This window comes from Mucilaginibacter sp. P4_A11 (assembly GCF_056402535.1).
Map to the genome: position 1 here is coordinate 1 of NZ_JBFUHE010000029.1, position 19111 is coordinate 19111.

Consider the following 19111-nt stretch of genomic DNA (forward strand, 5'->3'; position numbering starts at 1 on the left):
GTGTATGAATATTCATCTTCTAATTATTTATACTCCCAGCCCGAGATTTCACTGATGGGGCCTGCATCCCGCTTCCATATCGAAGATGCAGTATAAATATTATCGTTATCCAATTTTCTGATCAGCATCTCTGTCCAATCTCAAATATTTAATTCCTTTGGGTTCGGGATATACAGTTTTTTGCATATTTGATATCATCCTTTTGATTACCTTGCTGATGTTAAGATGGTTTTCGGCATAGTTACGGGCATTTAATTTAATTTCAGAATTATCAGATGTGCAGCAGTTAAGGATAGCGTTTTTCAAATGATCAATATCTTCAGGAGGAATAACAACGCCCATATTATTGTCGCTTATCACTTCATGTAATGTAGTACCCTTGTCGGCCGTTACCAGCGCCAACCCACCAACAGCTAAAATGGTAGTAAGTTTTGATGGCATAACAAGGTCGGCAGCACTCTTTTTTTGCAACACCAGGTGAACATCTGCCATATTCAAAAAGCTATTAAATAAATGGCGTTCCTGGAGCGGTAAAAAACTGACATTATCAAGTCCCTGCAACTTAGCCCGCTGAATGAGTTTATTTTTATGAGGACCGGTACCACAAATAACAAATTTTATAAACTTAACTTCCCGAAGTTTTTCAGCTACATCTAAAATAGCTTCAATCCCTTGCTTTTCGCCTATACTGCCGGAATATAGTACCACTTTATCATTCGCGCTAAAGTTCCACATCAATTTCAATTCATCGCAGTTACTTAAAGGGTAACAGGCATCTGTATCAACCCAGTTAGGAAAAAATGATATTTCTCGATTAATTTTATAGCTGATCTTTTTAACCATTCCTTTTGAGATCGAACTTACAAAATCAACCTTGCGCATGATAAACCTCTCCATTCCGAACAAGATTTTAAATGCCGTTTTTGATTTTAGCATATTCAAATCTCTCGCGGCTTCAATTTGCAGGTCTTGAATGTGATAAATAATTTCCCCGCGTTTAAAGAACCTGTAAAACAGCCCTAAAAAACCCAAATGAAAAGGAGGCGCTATACAAAAAATATAATCGTTTTTAGGCTTGAACAATAAGTAAACAAGTATGAAAAAAGCCGATAAAAAGAAACTTGCCTCATGGACCAACCGTTTTAAACCGCCCGGTTTTTCAGGTATATATAACGGGCATCTGTATATGGTGAGCTTACCATTTTTTAATGCCTCCCGTTTATAAAATTTATTTAGATATGGCGCTTGTACTTTCCAAAACGGATAATACGGAAAAGATGTTACTACTGTACATTCGTAATTATTATCGACAAACCAATCAACCATATCTCCGGTATATTTTCCAATACCCGTCAATTCAGGAGAAAAGTTGATGCCTATAACTAATATCTTTTTACTCGATGCGTTTGGCCTATTCATTTGATTAAGTTATCAGCAAGGGAATTAAAACCTTATTATTTCAAAATTTGGTTATACCCTGATTTCAATTCACTTAAAGTTAATTTATTATCACACCAGTACTAAACCCGAGCCTGGCAGCTTATACTTTTTAAAAGTAAATCAATGTAAAAGCAGTGGTTGCAATAACTATTTAATTGGTGAGGGATATTAATTGATAATTGAGTATAGCTTCGCCATTTCACTTACAATGACTATTTTCAATTAAAAATTATTGTGCCTGTTTAACAATTCATTATCAATGTTTAATTAAACATGAATTTTATTTAACACATTGATACAAAATTACCCATATAATTTACTTTTCATCAACAAAACCAACGATTGTTTCAAATTGTACAAAAGTGAGACATTATTCACATTCTTGTAACAAATGAACAACCGTTTACGTATGGCAAATGCCCGTAAAAACAAGCGATCGAAACAATGCATTTAACATGGGGCATACACTCCTAATTAACCCATGAGGAAAACAAAGTTGCTTTTCAATAACTATTAATTAAAAGTACCTATTGAATAACTATTCATTAATTTTTTTACTCGGGCAACTTCCCTTTAGTTAATAAACAACACTTTTTTAGGACCTACAGAAACTAAACATAATTCCTTGCCAGCCTGATTTTTCACACCACACTTTTTCACAGTTTGAAAACAAATTGTGTGAGACCGTGCGAATTATTAAACTAATTGGCGATTTTTATGAAAATAACGTATCACAAATTGAAAAACATTAGTTTGATTATCTACCTCATTTTCAAACAAATAAAAACAGCACTCAAGTAATTATGATAAAGAACGCCGTTTTACTCAAGCCAACATCGCCAAATTGGATGGTTATATATACAAGGTCTAGATTTGAGAAAAAAATAGACAGAACTTTAAACGATAACAGAATCATTTCTTTTTGTCCGGTGATTAAATCATTAAAAAAATGGGCCGATAGAAATAAGATGATAGAGACGCCATTGTTTCCATCATACGTTTTTGTTAGGGTAAATGCAAGCGAACAGCTTAAAGTAAAGCAGGTTCCTGGCGTAATAAATTTCGTATCTCACTGCGGAGCACCTGTAATATTAAATGACCTGGAGATTGAACGGATAAGATCAATAGTTGACACCTATTCAGAAGTTGAACTTATCAGCATTCAGAATTTAAACATTGGCAATAAGGTTAAAATAAAAGATGGTTTACTATACAATTACCAGGGTGTGGTTACTCAGATTATGGGCAAAGCCATATTAATGACCATTGAACAACTTAACTGCGTTTTAACTGTAAAGGTAAACGTAGATCAAATTTGTTTAAATGTTGCGAGTTAATTTTTTAAGACGTATTATTAACTTGTTACTTATATTTTTTAATAATTGTCAACTTAATTACGATCACGATTGTTATTTAAGTAGTTTAAAACTTATTTTATAAAAACTTATGGATTTGCACCATGGTGAAATAGTGGAGAAAGTGGTTAGACGCAAAGGCTGCAGCATAAGCGAAATCGCACGATTCACTAACGTTAACCGCCGCTCCGTTTATTACTGGTTTAACCAAAAATATTTAAAACCAAAAATCATATACAAAATAGGACTTTGCCTGAAACATGATTTTTCAGTCGAATTCCCTCATTTATTTACGGAAGGCGAATTTGACAATATCAAAAACCAAGGCTATCAAACCCCAGACTATCACATAGACGAGATGGAAGATTCTTACTGGCGGGACAAATACATAGAGCTATTGGAGAAATACAACAAAAGCCTCCTGGAAAATTCAAAAAAGAAATTTGACCACCGTCAGTAAAAATTGAACTTAGCTAACAACTAACTATATAAAAGCAGGACGGCGAGAAGCGGAAAAACGACGAGCAGTACAAACCTAAACTTATAAGCCTGAATCCCGCAGATTAGCAGAAGCAAAAACTAAAAATGTTTAATCCAGCAGTTCAATTAATAATACTGGATTAAACATTTTTGAGGCTATATTTTTTAACCTGCTACCTTGTTTTGAGCAGGTTTAAAATTAACATCATATAGCACCATGCTATCTTCTATTACACGATGTCCGTAGCTTACGCCCATCCACCGTTCAACAGTTACATTTTTACCTTCCAAAACTTTATAATCTTTAAAAAAGCACTCTATCTCTTTAATAGTATGCGGCGGCAACTCGCTTAAATCATTAATGTAGTTTACCGACATGTCATTATTGGCAACAGCGATAATTTTATCATCCTGCTGGCCATTATCGATCATATGCATTACTCCGATAACCTTCGCTTCAATGATAGACATTGGGAAAACATCGACCGAGCAAAGTACTAAAATATCAAGCGGATCTTCATCATCACAATATGTTTGAGGGATAAACCCATAATTGGCCGGGTACATTACAGATGAAAAAAGCACACGATCTAACTTTAAAAGCCCGGATTCTTTATCAATCTCATATTTTGCCTTTGAGCCTTTCGGAATTTCAATAACGGCGTTTACAACATAAGGGATTTTAGGCCCGGTTGAAACTTCATGCCATGGATGCTGTGTATTCATTGGTAATTATTTAATCTTTTGATTATTTTTTTATGAAAGTACTAACAATTTGGCTAAAATGTTAGAATATCCCTATTCATTTTTTTATACAGTTTTATTCAATTCTTTCTCACAGATGTCGTTTTTTTCACTATTATCTGATTTACAATCTTATATAACATCGAAATTCGCCGGCAATATAAAATAGTCAAGCCTGATAATTTGCTACCACGGCCTGCAGTGGTGATTATAATTAAAACGGTTAAGAGTTTACATGATGTGTTATTACAAAAAACCACACCAGGATTAATGAACTTATACTATTTAACCATTGCACCAAACCCATACCAAGCAAAGATATAGGGAACCCCAAGTCACCTGGCCATCAGGTTAACCCTATGTCAATTAACTATTAATATAACAACACTTGACAAACAAAATTTGGCATGCATTTTTCGTTATTACATTATTGCCAATAAAATTGTAACGTTTCAGTGGCAATTAATGACCCCTGTTTTTAAAATCGCATTTTAAAATCTACGAGCTAAAAGCAAAATCCGGAAACAGGGTATAAAATTTCACACTGTGTATACATTATTCCACACATTGAGAATTATTAAATACACAATCCCCAATCGCTCAAGAAAACAATAGAAAATAAATTTCCTCATAAGAAAAATTACAAGTATAACTAACCAACTTTATAGTTAGTTAAATCAAGTATTCCTATCAATTTCGTCAGGATTAAAAATAGAACAATGGCATAGATGTTGCAATACATGGTTACTTAGCAATAGTAGGCAAACATTAAAAACTAATTATTAGCTAATACCTAAGCTTATTTTGGATTAGTTTTTTAACTTTTTACAGCTAAAAATTATGCAAAAACATCACGGTCAAATTGTAGAGATACTCGTTAGAAAAAAAGGCTTCAGCATCACCGAACTCGCGCAGCATTCAGATGTAAGCCGAAGTGTAGTATACCAATGGTTTAACAGGAAAGAATTGAATGCAGATATCATTCATCGGATAGGCAGAATTGTAGATCACGACTTTTCAAAAGAGTTTCCGGAATATTTCGCTAAAAAGACTAATGATATATACGACCCAAGAACCAGGGAAATGATGCGTCCAAATCATAGCAGGGTAAATGTATGGAAAGATAAATACATCATGTTGTTAGAGCAGTACATTCAATTACTATCTACCGAATAGGCTAAATAGCCATTCTATAATCACCTGTATTTAAATGCATTACTTTGCATTTTTATACAGGCATAATATTTCCTTCTAAACAACTCTCAAAACTTAGCTAAAGATCCCCTTTGCTTTTTTTCAGAATTTTGAAGCGATGAGAAACCTACTATCTTACCGGTTCCGGGGCTACTACGCTTACCCGTTGTGTCACATCAACTCATTTACAGTTCATTTTCAGCTTGTTACAAAAACGAACGCGGGCATGTACGCTTTCGATACATTCCCTCGCCAATACCCCTAAATAAAATACTAATAATCAACCGCTTAACACATTGGCATTATATTTTAAACAGCACTTTAAGATCTCTCTTTTTAGTCCTCTTTAAACCCATAATGCCATGATCAAAAATTACTTAAAAGTTGCTTGGCGAAACCTTTCAAAGAACAAGGTTTCATCCCTGATCAATATTGGCGGCCTTGCCATTGGCATGGCTGTAACCGTACTGATAAGTTTATGGATCTGGGACGAACTATCATTCGATAAATACCATCAAAACTATGATCGCATTGCCCAGGTAAGGACCCGGCTTACCGATTCCCATACTAAAGAGCCCTTTGCAAATGGATCGATGCAGGTTCCGATGGTAACGGAGCTTAAAACTAATTATAAAGATAATTTCAAGCATATTATCATGGCTTCGTGGGATGTTGACGATATCCTGTCGGCCGGGGATAAAAAACTTTCCAGAACAGGTCTGTTCATGGATCCTGGAGCACCTGATATGCTAACTCTTAAGATGATTTACGGTTCGAGAGCTGGGCTGAAAGACCCCTATTCCATTATGCTGTCGAAATCAACTGCACAGGCTTTTTTTGGCGATAGCAACCCTGTAAACCAGGTAATGAAGATTAATAACAAATTGAATGTAAAAGTTACCGGTGTTTATGAAGACCTGCCGGTAAATACCCAGTTCAAAGATCTTAAGTTTATCTCACCTGCCGATTTATGGGTAATCGATAATCCCTGGATAAAACAAGCATCAAATGACTGGCAAAACCATTTCCTTAAAATTTATGTGGAAATAAATCCAAATACTGACTTTAAAAAGGTTTCAAGAAATATTAAAGACGCCGAGTCAAAAAACCTTGCCAACTTTAAAGACGAGGCTAAACTAAACCCGCAGGTGTTTTTACACCCCATGCACGACTGGCACCTGCATAATTACAAACGAGGTGTGGCCGATACCGGTCCCATGCAAATGCTATACCTTATCGGTATCATCGGTGCCTTTGTGCTGCTCCTGGCTTGCATCAATTTCATGAACTTAAGTACTGCCCGTTCAGAGAAACGCGCTAAGGAAATAGGCGTCAGAAAAGCCATCGGTTCTATGCGCAAACAACTGATAGGACAGTTTTACAGCGAATCTTTTTTGGTTGTGCTGCTTTCATTTGTGGTGTCGCTCATACTGGTACGTTTGTCACTCACATGGTTCAATGATCTATCCGGTAAGCAAATAGTAATACCATGGCAAAGCATTTACTTCTGGTCTACCGGAATTGTGTTTATTTTCATAACCAGCATTGTAGCGGGGAGCTATCCGGCCTTGTACCTGTCGTCCTTTAATCCGGTAAAAGTATTAAAAGGAACTTTCCGGGTTGGGCGTTTTGCGTCAGTTCCGCGCAAAGTACTGGTGGTGATACAATTTACAGTATCGGTGGCCTTAATCATTTGTACAATTATTGTTTACAGGCAGATCCAGATAGCTAAAAACCGCCCGGTAGGTTATACCCGTGAAGGGCTGGTGATGATCGAAAAAAAATCAAGCGATTTTGATGGCAAGTATGATCTGCTCCGCTCCGAGCTGAAAAACACAGGCTTAGTAACCGAAATGTCCGAATCATTTGGCAAAGTTACCGAAATAGCTTCGGGCAACGGGGGCTTTACCTGGCGGGGCAAAAACCCCAACCTTGAGGATCAATTTGGCACCTTGCCCGTAACCTTTGAGTATGGCAAAACCGTAGGCTGGCAATTTGTGAACGGGCGCGATTTTTCAAGAAATTTTATCACCGACTCATCGGGTCTCGTCATCAATGAATCGGCCGTAAAATACATGGGATTAAAAAACCCTGTCGGTGAAGAAGTAAGCTGGAAATTCCAAGATCAGCCTATAAAACATTATAAAATATTGGGCGTGGTTAAAGATATGATTATGGAGTCGCCATATGCGCCAATGTACCCTACTATTTTTATGATTAAAGGTCATGTTTCCACAAGCCTGATTAACATTAAGATAAAACCTGATGTGAGCGCCAGCCAGGCATTACCTAAAATAGAAGCAGTTTTCAAGAAACTCATCCCATCGGCCCCCTTCGAGTACAAATTTGCCGATGACGAATACGCCTCCAAATTTACCTCCGAAGAACATATTGGCAGGTTGGCTACCGTTTTCGCCGGGTTGGCTATCATCATTTCATGCCTCGGTCTTTTCGGTTTGGCTTCGTTTGTTGCTGAGCAAAGGGTAAAGGAAATTGGCGTACGCAAGGTATTGGGTGCATCCGTATTTAATTTATGGAGATTGCTCTCCAACGACTTTGTATTACTGGTGATGATATCATTACTAATTGCCTCTCCACTTGCTTACTATTTCATGAACAAGTGGTTGCAGCACTATCAATTCCGGGCTGAGATTTCCTGGTGGATCTTCGCAGTAACAGCTGCAGGTGCGCTCCTGATCACCTTATTAACGGTAAGCTATCAAAGTATCAGGGCGGCACTGGAAAACCCGGTAAAAAGTTTAAGAAGTGAATAAAATCAATTAATAAACCACAGCTGCTGGCTGATCTGATTTAAGATTAATAGTTGTCCGGTTAACTGATGGGAATAAAACAACCAACAATATAATAGCCAGCAACAACCAGCTGATGAGCTGATAATAATCAACAGCGAAACGCAGCTGGGCTTGAGCATTTATATTTTTGCTTAACAGGCCGTTGGCTATTTTCGCAGCCTGATCGGCGGCTACACCTTTTCCGGTTAAGGCCTGTTTATACATCGCTAATTTTTGGACAGCCAGTGGATTTAACTGGCTTAATTGCTCCTGAAAACGATTAGCATGGTCATTTTGCCTGTATAGCTGAAAATAATTGATAAGCGCAATACTGCTGCTAAACCCAGTAAAGCGCATAAAAATACCTACAGCAGAACCTGTGGTGCCATATTTTGCAGGGGACGATGATATCACAAACAAGATAACCGGGGTCATGAGCATTCCAGCTCCCAAGCCTTGCAATATTACCGGGATGATCAGATCTTCGGTATTAACCTGTGTTGAAAATACAAAGCACATGTATACATGAAAAGCCAGCAGCAGGGTAAAGCCCAAAATGAGGATCTGTCGCAACGGTGTTTTCTTCAGTAAAAACCTTGATGAAATGGTAACACTTATAATAATAGCAGCAAGGTTATAAATAAGCAGGTATCCAACATGTATTGGGTCCATACCCATGGCGCTGCTCATAAATGAAGTAGTAATCCCGAACGAGCCCCGGCAGATATAAAACACAAACAATAACGACGCGGCCAATACAAATTTGCGGTATTTAAAAACCTGGATATGGAAGTAAGGCCGCTTGGAGCTAAGTTGCCTGATCACGAAAATAGCAAGCAATACAGCAGCTCCTATAGTACTATAAAGGATCCGACTGTCATCAAACCAATCAGATTGCTGGCCGTAAACCATGATATAACCAATTAAACAAAGTCCTGCCGAGTAGATCGCAAAACTGGCCCAATCCAACTGGTACAAAGGCAGCTTACGGTGAAGACGTACATTGTTCATGATGATACACATCAATATAGCTCCCGGTAAAAATGAATAGATGGCGCACTTGTATATCACATTAAAGTTAAAGTTATCAATAATGGAAGCCGTAAACAGCGTTGACAAGGGTGATACACACAGCAGGATACAATAAACAACAGAATAGCCGATTTCTTTAGATCGTTCACTATGCAAACGGGTAAACATCAGCGTAAGCGTAATACTCAGACTTGTACAGGTTAACAACCCCTGTATATACCTGAAGATCAATAGCACAAAAAAGGCATGAACATGATAACAGATGTAACAGGTAGTTAACAATAACAGCACACTGATAAGCAGGTACATTTTACTGGCTATATTTTTAAAAAAGCGTTTTTCCAGCACCACAAAACTCGCCGTTGCAGCATACAGGATGATCATTGAAAACTGCGCATCATTAGGGCTTATGCCATAATAACCGGCAGCAGCGCTTACGTTACTGATAGATAATGAAAACAGGATTATACCCGGCAATACAACCAGCAGTAACGTGATCCGGATCAACCATTCGGGCACCCAGGGTTTAAAAACAGGAATCAGATTGCTCATGTCTGTTAGTTTTTAGGTACAGTTACGCTGGCATTCATACCGGCGCTTAAAAAATCGGCCGCCTTGTTATCTATTTTAATTTTTACGGGGATGCGCTGTGCTATTTTCACAAAGTTGCCGGTTGAGTTATCCGGAGGTAACAACGAAAACCGTGAACCAGTGGCCGGTGATAAAGAAAGGATCTCCCCTTTTATTTTCCTGTCGGGATAGGCATCGGTAGTAATCTCAACCCCTTCGCCTATGCGCATATTATGCAATTGCGTTTCTTTAAAGTTGGCTACCACCCAAAGACCGGTTTCTTTGTCAACTATATAAGCAAGCGTTTGCCCAAGCTGGATCTGCTGGCCGGGTTGAATTGTTCTTTTACCCATTTTTCCATCATAAGGCGCGGTAACAACAGTATAGGAAACATCAAGTTTATTGCGCTGCAAAACGAGCTCACGGCGTTTTATCTCCGAAAGCACCGGCGAAATTTGCGAACGGCTATCATTTACTTTTGACAGCGATGCCTGGTAGTTATTTAACGATGCCTGGTAATCTGACCGGGCTACATCAAGTGCGCTCTGTACATTTTCCAGTTGTTGCTTGGTTGCCGATTCGGCATCATATAGCTTGGTGAACCGTTCAAATTCCTGTTGAGCTTTAACCAATTTGGCTTTGGTTGCGGCTATCTGTGCCTTGTTTACTTCAGCGATTTTCCCGGCTGTTTCTACATTACTTTCCAGCACACTCACCTGCTCACGGGCATTTTGCAGGCCTGCGCCTGCTTCTTCCTGCTGTATTTGATATTCACGGTTATCGATAACGAGCAGGGTATCTCCTTTTTTAACGTCCTGGTTTTCATCGTACCTAATTTCCTTAATAAAACCGCTTACACGGGCTGTTATTGGGTTAATGTAAGCTTCAACCTGGGCATCGTCGGTTTCTTCATAACTATATAGGTGCACCAGCGTTATAATGCCCCATACTAATAAGCCTGCAGCAACTATGCCGGCTATCCACGTGGTTATTTTCGTTATTAACTTATCAGTTGCGGTATAAGTGTTTATATGTTTGTTCATGATTAAAGTTTCCCGGTTACGTTTTGTAATTGATAATATTGAAGTTGAGCGGCTATCCTGGCAGCGGCCAGGTCAAAGCGCGTCTGTAATAACTGCGTATCAGCATCAAGCAGATCAGTTATCAGCGATAGCTGGTTGAAGTACGTATTATTGACAATACGTCTGTTTTCAGTGGCTTGCTGTACATTGGTTTTGCTTACGTCTACCCTGTTCAGTGCTTCCTTGTACCTAAGCCATGCTTCATTAATCTGCTGACGAATGCCATCCTCAGTTTGGGCGTGCTCAATTTCCTGGCTTTCCAGATCCAGCCTTGCCACTTTTACTTTATGGCTATTATGATAAAAAGATGAGATAGAAAAAGAAGCTTTTACACCTGCAAAACCCAACCCGTACAAACTTGGCGAATACGGGTAAAAGAGGATCTGCGGATAGCTGTAATTATAAGCCGCAAACAAGCCTACTTTTGGAGATACATTGGCTTTTATATTCTTCAGCTTGAGTTTGCTTAGTTCTGTTTCCTGTTCGGAGATCTTCAACTGATAGGCATTTTTTCCGGCATCAGTCAAATACTCATCGTATGTTTCTTTCCCTGTAGTATCCAGCCGAACAGCTTCAACGGGATCTACCCGCTGATCATCAGGCAAGCCTATCAGGATATTAAGTTTTTGATTGGCTATCGCCAGATCATTGTCTAACTGTACTAACGAAAGTTTTTGTTTGGAGAGTTTGAGTTCTGCTCTTAAAACATCGCTTTTTAATACAACACCGTTCTTTTGCAGGGTCTTGATCTGCAACAATTGCTTTTCCTGCGCGGCGATGTCTTTTAACAACAGATCTTTAAATATGATGCTGCGCTGCATGTCCAAATAATAGGCAGCAGCACGCAGTTTCACTTCCGATACGGTTAACTTTTGCTGCTCACCCGCTATATTGTTCTCGCGTTTACGGGCGTCAATTTCCAGGTTGGTTTTATTGCCGTTGTAAATATTTAAATAAGCCTCGCCACCTACGGTGTAGGTGGTATGCAAAACCGGAAACTGGGTTGGTGTATTAAAAATACCGTTTTCGTAAACCGGCATATTGCTCACACGGGCGTACTCGCCGTTAATGCCAATCTCTGGTAAACGTTCGGCTTTGGCATCTTTGATGGCTTCGGTGCTACTTATTACACGTAATTGTTTAATTTGTACAGCTTTGCTGTTAATGGTTGCTTTTTGCCAAACCTGGGCTATAGTTAAGGGAAGGTTTTTACTGGTGTCAGCAATGGGTTGTTGGGCTTTTAACAAAAGAGCCGACAACAAAACTGGCAACAAGGCCAGGTAAAATTTACTATTAAAGTTCATGGTGATTTAATAGTACAAAGGTCGGCACTTGGCAAAAGCTTATTTTATTTAAATTTGCCAAATGCTTATTCATTTCAGCCAAAACATAGATGCGGTTACTGCCGAAAACTTTTTCAGGGATATAGATCAATATCCCGAATCAGTTTATGTAATTAACTGGAAAACAGAAAGGAACTTCCCCAATCACAATCACAAAAAGGGGCAACTGATTTATATAGAAGGCGGGATCGCATACATTCACCTAACCGATAAAACTTTGGTAATTCCGGCGAGGCACTATGTATGGATCCCCGGTGGGATGATGCATTTTGTAGAAATGCATAAATCGGCAATTACGCGCACGGTGTATTTTTACTGGCACGATGACCATAGTAATCCTTTTTACACGAAAGGCGGCATTTACCCTATCAACAATTTATTATTGCAGATGCTCATTTATTCCGAACGATGGAATGGTGATGTGCAACCCGATGAACAAGCCTTTCACTTTTTAGCGGGAATAAAAGCGATCCTGCCTGAGATCAGCAAAAAAGCTTTACCGGTAGCCTTGCCCACTACCGACAATCCCCGAATGCATCCGGTACTGAATTACATGAATCAAAACGCTTTTGAACCTTTAACCCTTTCATCAGTAAGCGAGGAAACTGGTTTCAGCGAAAGGACACTTTCGCGACTGTTCCAATCAACCCTGCATACTTCATTTTTACAGTACTTTAAGCTCTTAAAAATGGTTAAAGCTATTGAACTGATGTTACAAACGGATATGTCCATGAGCGAGATCGCTTATAAACTGGGCTATAACAGTCTATCTGCTTTTAGCGCTATATTTTATCAGCTAACTAAGATCAGGCCATCGGAGTTTGCTAAACAATTAAGATGATTACATTAACCGCTCCAGTATCCTGATACTGGCATCGCTCACATCGCTGTCTTTAAAAACCGTGCTTTCATAAACCTCTTTGCACCATTTGATCACTTTATCATCGGGATACTTTTGGATCTCGGCATTTAACCAGTTAATTGCCGCCGCACGGCCATCTAATTTTTCAATAGCCCAGGCACTAACCAAATGATTAGCCGAAAGGAAATTACTTACCGTATTATCAATTTGAGGCTTAAAGGCAATGATCTTATGCAGGGCTTGTGTGGCTTCATCTGCTTTGCCCATTTTGGTATAACACAGGTAGCTCATCCAGTCTTCCAACCGTTCATCGATATTTTCGGCATAAGGTCTACCTACGCCCAGGTTTACCGGCCACTTTTTGGCATCTGCAATATAATTTAAAGCTGCCTTGTAGTTTTTAGCGTCAATCTTTTGAACCGCCTGCATCAATTCGGTTTCGCGGTATAACTCGCGACCAATAGTTGCGCCTTCAAACGGTAAAATATCAATCCGCGATAAAAGCTTGCCACATTCACTATAGCGCTTATTGAGCAGCAATGTTTTGGCATACAACATGCCTATGATATAATTATCAGGGTGCGATTTATAAAATGGTTCAACAGTGGCCAGTGCCTTTGCATATTGCTTGTTGTTAACATAATACTCGCCCAGCAATTTGTTATAGCGCCAGCCTTTATCAAGCTTGACTGCTGCAGTTAGATCGGCTAAACCATCATCATTCATGGTTGCACGGGCAGCAAAAAAAGGTGCAAAATCGGGTTGAGTGCCGCATTCAGCAAACAGTTTTTTGCTCTCTTCAATACGGTTGCGGTCTTTATAAAGCAGCGCAAGGAAATACTTTGGCTTCCAGTTATTACTTTGTTGCATAGCCCATTGCAACACTTCTTCATCGCTGTTGCGGAAAGGGAATACAAACGCAGCCGTTGCCGCATTGGCTTTATTTAAAAGTTCATTGAAAGGCTTGCCTGCCTTACTTTGCAAAAATGCAAGCTTGTAATCCACAAGGGCATTAACCGGCGAAAACTGTAAAACCTTCTTGCTTTCGTTCATGCAACCATTGTGATAATACCAATCCGCCAGATCGAGATAGCTTTCAATGGGCTGTTCGTTACGGATCATGGATGTAAAGGTCATTTTATTGACATCAGATGGCTGCGCCAAATATTGCTCGAACCTGGCAAAATGATTGAGCGGTTCATAGGCCAGTATCGTATCCAAAACCCGCGCGGCATTCTTATTATTGTTCAAATAACGATAGGCAACGGCCTGTACCTGCAGTGAAGAAACATCAAGCCTGTTAAAATCCAGCGCCTTTGAAGCAAACTCCAGCGCTTTGGGGTAGTTTTTTTCTTTGAGATAAACACTGCTTAAAGCTGAATAAGCAGCATTACGGTATTCAATAGATAGGCCAGCTATATCAAAGCCATCCTTTGCATCAATAACATTACCCAATTGTGCATTGATGATACCATAATAGTAATTTGCAGCGCCATCATTGGTATTGATGCTTAGCGCTGTTTTGGCAAAACTCAAGGCTTCGGCATAACGCATATCATGGTACATTAATGCTGCCGATTGCACTAAAGCAGGTAGAAAGTACGGATCCTTTTTCAACGCTGCCCGGAGCTTTTCTTCGGCTTCGGGATACATTTTTTGATCCATGAACTCCTTCCCTTGTGTGTATAAACCGTAAGCGCTATCCCAATCAAAATCCTTCGGCAAATCAAACGGACGGCTCAGGTTATCAACGTCGGGTTTGGAGTTATAGATGAGCTTGTTGTTGCCAAGTGTTACCCGTACATCGCCGGCATCAGCCTTAACTGAATCAGTAAATAACTGTAAAGGGTTTAAACTTATTTTTTCACTGTAGATTACCCTATCGCCCTGCTTTACTTTCAGCGTATCGGCAATCTTTTGTACCGGGCTAAAATAGAGTTTCAACCAACCGCCATCAGCTTTAACATTCAAGGCACCATAGTTATTAGCCTGTACAAAACCTTTGGTTTTCAATATAGGGTACCAGTATTCAGTCCAGGTATCGGATGCACCCGGCGCAAAACCTTTGTGTTTGAAAGGTGTAAACGTACTTTTAAAGGCAGTTTGGTTAAACAACCTGCCCGATTGAATTTCGGAATACTGCCCGTCGTTATCGGTAAGCAGTTTTTCCCAAATCATGCCCTGCTCTGATAATCCCCATATCCAGATCTTTTTACCGGCTTTATCTTCGTGACCGCCATACCTGGCCATACCAAAATCATCATTATGCCAGTAAGCGCCGAAAAAGTCGGTATACTTTCCAAATACGTGATATGACTTATAACCGCCAAAATTGTTATTGTCATAAAAGGAAAGGTTTTTCCCGTTCTGTTTGTTGATGGGCCAGTCGCTGTGCTCACCCTGGTGACCAAGATAGCTGGTTCCGGGGAAAATGTATTGGAGCTTACCACTGGTTTTAATACCGGTATTCATCCAGTGGTAATAAGGCTGCTCAACCGGTGTCGAATTATGCCAGAAGGATTTGGTAGTGAAATAGGCTTTATCTACCGGAAGGTTTACTTCCATTGTCCATGTGGTATTGGTAAGCAGATCGAGCACGCTGATAATGCAGCTTACGCTTCCATCGGTATTTTTACGGGTAAGGTAGTCAACCGGGGTAACCGAGTTAGGTGTATGACCGATAATACCATAATTAGGCTCGATACCGCCGCTTGTCCAGGGGCCGCGCATGGCAATATCCCTGAATTTGACCACGTGGTTTTCATAAACAATTGGTTTACCCGTCGATTTTTCAATAGCTGACCAGATCTTGCCGCCTATCTGCGGTAAAATGGTTAGCCTGATGTACTCGTTTTCCAGCTCAACTATTTTCCACTCCTTTTGCACCGGTTTATCCGTAAATCCGTCGTAACGGAAATACGGATAAATATTGGTGAATGCCGGTATCGGGTTCGGATCCGAAAAGGGATATGTAGTAATCGCTTTATTATACTCACGAACAGTTGCTGTTTGCTGGGCAAAAGCACTCAGGCCGCCAATGCAAAAGCATACGGCGATAAACCATTTTTTATTCATTACCGTGTTATTTAATGATCAGCAACCAGCCTTTACCTTTTTCAACCGGAATTCTATCGCTTAAGCCAAATGTTTTGCCCGGCTGATAGCTTTTAATTTCAGGAGCAGTGATAGTTGCCTTAGTTGGATCAATGCCTAATTTTTTCCAGTCGATATTTAACTGAAAATCGGTATCAGTATCTTCCCAGCTGGCAATGGCCACCATGGCCGCACCGTCTTTTTTGTAAACTGTGGCGATAACTTTGGCCTTATCGGTTTTTACCGGGTTATCATCAACCCAATAGCCTATCATTTTTGTTCCCTTCATGCCAAAGTTATCCCAGGCTTTCCAGATCGGACGTGGATCAGCACCATCGCTCCATGGCATACGATTGGTCATGCCGTAAACCATACCCCGCCATTTGTTGCCGCCACCTTGTAACATCTCACCCATTAAGCCAAAGGGGATCCCGCTCACCTCGGTCAGGAAGAAATCAGGATCATTTTTTTCGTAATCAAAATACTCACCAAACCACAAACGATTGAGGTAAGGAAAATGCTCCATATACAGGTTGGCACTGTTATTAAAACCATCGCTTTTGTTGTATTGATTGGCCGAATGCAGATCGATAATGCCCGGGTGACCGTCTTTGGTCAATACACGTTTGATACGTTTCATGGTAACGCGGTCAAAGGCCACATCATCCAGGTAAATACCGTCGATACCTACGTTTTGAGTGAGCCAGTTCATGCCTTCCACATAGTAATTATGCCAGCGGTTCATGCCGCTGTTAATGATGGCTGCATCTTTAATTTCAGGAACAAACCAGGCCGCTATATAATCATCACCCACATGCTCCTGTAACCAGCTAAAGCCGCCGCCCTTACCGGGCGAATAAATCTCATGGCCTAAACTGCGCAAGGCAAAAGTTTCATAAGCATGATTTGATAACTCGCGGATGGTGTTATAGATCTTCACCTTTAATCCGGCAGCGTGAGCCGAATCATCATAAGCCTTCATTTTTTGCCATGCGATAAACGGATAATTAATAGTAGGGTTTATAGCCGTAGCATGGTGAATATTGATAAGCGTTGCACCTGCGCTTTTAATGGTATCAATAGGTTTATACGAATGGTAGAACCTTGTAGCCCACTGAAAATCGGTATTGATAGTATGGAAAGGTGTTACCAGCAGGGTAAAGTTATAATACAGCTCATCCCCTTTTTTCAGATCACGCTCGCCGCTGTAGTTGTTGGCTAATACCGCTTTACCATCAAAGGTTACTTTAATACCGCCCTTATTCTCATTACCCCATGATGATGGCAAGATCAGCGGTTTTTGCAGGTAAAAATTGGTATTCAGCGGACGGACATATTTCTCATCTCTCAAAGAATACTGCAAACCGCCGTTTACATTCCCTATCCATGCACCGTCCTGATTTTTATGGGCAACGTCCCACTTCCATTCAAAGTTTTCGGGACGGTAGCCGCCTTTTTGGCCAAGGCCCATCATGTATTTGGCAAAATCCTTTTTAAAGGGAATGTGCATGGTAATATCTTTCAGAGTAATATCCTGCAAAGCTTTTACCTTAACCGTATAAGCCATAAAGCCATCAAACTCCAACGAAGCGGTTACATCCATTTGCAAGCTATCGTTGGCGCTTACTGCTGTCCACTGAACGGTACCTGCCTCTTTTTTAGTGAACTGTACGCCCTGGCTTTTCAGGTTTATCTTTTTTCCGGCAGCATCAATAAAATGAAAGTGGATGCCTTCGGTAAGCAGGTTATTTGGTGCTGCCGTGTACTCCGTCATTTCGGGGGTAAAATAAGTCTGGATCTGTTTTGGGAAACCATCCTTGTTCACCTCTACCTTACGGCCCAGCAGACTTATAACGTCTCCATTTACCTCAAGCGGGGTATACGGCGCGATAACCGTATTTTGCTGCGCCATGGTTGAGTTTAACCAGCCAAGGCGGGTCATTTTATAAGGCTCGCTTACACCGCCATCTTTTGAAATTTTGCTATTTACTTTAACCGACAAAGCAATTGTTTTTGCCGGTTTTCCGCCAATACTGATTGTAGCTTTACCTGTATAAACTGAAGGTAATATTGAAGCCGGCACATCAACACCACACCACAAAGCCTGGATATCCCCTTTGACCACGTTCACTACTTTAGTAAGCGGTTTAGCATCGTATGTAGTACCTCCGGTATTGATACAGAACAGCGCAGATGCCGGAATAACCTTACCAGCGACTGATTTAAGATCACTGAATGTAACCTGTACATTTTCGATATTTTGCAAGGCGTAAATACCCAGTTGAAATGCAAAGTTTTCGCCGCGGGCAGCTTCACCAGTATATTTATCTTGCGGACCAAGTTCTATCCAGCGTTGCGGCAGGTCTTTGGTTATGCGGATGGAATTCATCCTATCCTCCGGGAAAACCAAAAACGGTTCAGTCTTGTGCTTGCTAACCAAGGCATCAGTTTCGGCTTTAGTGGCGATCACCTCCATCGGGTAAAAACTGTTAAAAGCATCTATCGATTGAAATTCTCTTACCGAAGCTAACGGTGCCTTGCCATTAACCACACCAAGCCAATCTGCCGAAGCTGCATTTTCAGGCTTAAGATAAACTCCCTTTGGATAGTTTGAGCGGCCCTCATTTTTATAAGGCATGTAATACACAAAGTAAGTACCCTTACCCGATGTTGGTTCAAAATATATTTCACCGCTTTCACGGTTTACTGTACCAACTTTTACGTTGGTGATTTTTTGTTTGGTTTTAGCATCCTCAATAATGATCCGTTTGTTTTCGGGATCGTTATCCCTGCGTCTCCAGTTGATCACGGCTTTAGCCACTTTACCTGTACCATTAAAGGTTAGCACCACGCGGTGGTTCCCTAATGAATCGGCCAGCCAGCATTTTTCGCAATTGGTATAAGGTACTTTTTGTGCAGATGCAGCAAAGCTGGTTAAGAGGAAAGTGATAGCTAAAAATTGTTTTTTCATGGAATAAATTTAGTCAGTCTTTTTATAATAAAACCATGTCATTGCGAGTGTAACGTGGCAATCGCACATAAGCAAGACCGCTCTGTATAGCATGCGATTGCTTCGTGCCTCGCAACGACATATTTTAAATCCTGCCGTGGCTCGGCTGAAGCC

Annotated in this window: 12 protein-coding genes; 5 read left to right on the top strand and 7 right to left on the bottom strand. The window is 40.3% G+C overall.

Going from position 1 to position 19111, the window contains the following annotated elements; all coding sequences use genetic code 11:
• Positions 1-105 precede the first annotated feature (105 nt).
• Positions 106-1419 (bottom strand): WcaI family glycosyltransferase, encoded by a 1314-nt coding sequence (locus tag AC1DUD_RS30570; RefSeq protein WP_477381648.1) that lies wholly within the window; start codon positions 1417-1419, stop codon positions 106-108.
• 824 nt (positions 1420-2243) lie between these two features.
• Between AC1DUD_RS30570 and AC1DUD_RS30575 the strand changes: the two genes are divergently transcribed.
• Both AC1DUD_RS30575 and AC1DUD_RS30580 read left to right on the top strand, forming a co-directional pair.
• Positions 2244-2777 carry a UpxY family transcription antiterminator gene (locus tag AC1DUD_RS30575; protein ID WP_477381650.1) on the top strand — a complete coding sequence of 178 codons (534 nt, stop codon included), beginning with the start codon at positions 2244-2246 and terminating at the stop codon, positions 2775-2777.
• Between the two features lie 109 nt (positions 2778-2886).
• On the top strand, positions 2887-3255 hold the full coding sequence (locus AC1DUD_RS30580) for a hypothetical protein (protein ID WP_477381652.1): 369 nt from the start codon (positions 2887-2889) through the stop codon (positions 3253-3255).
• 185 nt (positions 3256-3440) lie between these two features.
• On the opposite strand, the gene AC1DUD_RS30585 is transcribed toward AC1DUD_RS30580, so the two are convergent.
• The gene (locus AC1DUD_RS30585; protein ID WP_243486961.1) at positions 3441-4001 is read right to left on the bottom strand and encodes an inorganic diphosphatase; all 561 of its coding nucleotides are present in this window, start codon (positions 3999-4001) and stop codon (positions 3441-3443) included.
• 858 nt (positions 4002-4859) lie between these two features.
• On the opposite strand from AC1DUD_RS30585, the gene AC1DUD_RS30590 reads away from it, so the two are divergent.
• Together AC1DUD_RS30590 and AC1DUD_RS30595 are read left to right on the top strand one after the other, a co-directional pair.
• On the top strand, positions 4860-5195 hold the full coding sequence (locus AC1DUD_RS30590; protein WP_477381654.1) for a hypothetical protein: 336 nt from the start codon (positions 4860-4862) through the stop codon (positions 5193-5195).
• A 380-nt stretch (positions 5196-5575) separates the two neighbouring features.
• Positions 5576-7987, top strand: coding sequence for an ABC transporter permease (locus AC1DUD_RS30595; RefSeq protein ID WP_477381656.1), 2412 nt, complete (start codon positions 5576-5578; stop codon positions 7985-7987).
• Between the two features lie 6 nt (positions 7988-7993).
• Here AC1DUD_RS30595 and AC1DUD_RS30600 read toward each other — a convergent pair whose 3' ends face one another.
• From AC1DUD_RS30600 to AC1DUD_RS30610, 3 genes are read right to left on the bottom strand one after another with little or no spacing between them, the layout of a single operon-like run.
• Positions 7994-9589: an MFS transporter gene (locus AC1DUD_RS30600; protein WP_477381658.1), complete on the bottom strand. Its 1596-nt coding sequence runs from the start codon at positions 9587-9589 to the stop codon at positions 7994-7996.
• 5 nt (positions 9590-9594) lie between these two features.
• A complete protein-coding gene (locus AC1DUD_RS30605; protein ID WP_477381660.1) occupies positions 9595-10650 on the bottom strand; it encodes an HlyD family secretion protein in 1056 nt (351 codons plus the stop codon).
• 2 nt (positions 10651-10652) lie between these two features.
• Positions 10653-11993, bottom strand: coding sequence for a TolC family protein (locus tag AC1DUD_RS30610; RefSeq protein WP_477381662.1), 1341 nt, complete (start codon positions 11991-11993; stop codon positions 10653-10655).
• 61 nt (positions 11994-12054) lie between these two features.
• On the opposite strand from AC1DUD_RS30610, the gene AC1DUD_RS30615 reads away from it, so the two are divergent.
• Positions 12055-12873, top strand: coding sequence for a helix-turn-helix transcriptional regulator (locus AC1DUD_RS30615; protein ID WP_477381665.1), 819 nt, complete (start codon positions 12055-12057; stop codon positions 12871-12873).
• Here the strand turns inward: AC1DUD_RS30615 and AC1DUD_RS30620 are convergent, their stop codons facing one another.
• A complete protein-coding gene (locus tag AC1DUD_RS30620; RefSeq protein WP_477381667.1) occupies positions 12874-15969 on the bottom strand; it encodes a DUF5107 domain-containing protein in 3096 nt (1031 codons plus the stop codon).
• A 7-nt stretch (positions 15970-15976) separates the two neighbouring features.
• Entirely contained in the window at positions 15977-18958 is a 2982-nt protein-coding gene (locus tag AC1DUD_RS30625; protein ID WP_477381669.1) for a glycoside hydrolase domain-containing protein, read from the bottom strand.
• Positions 18959-19111: the final 153 nt, after the last annotated feature.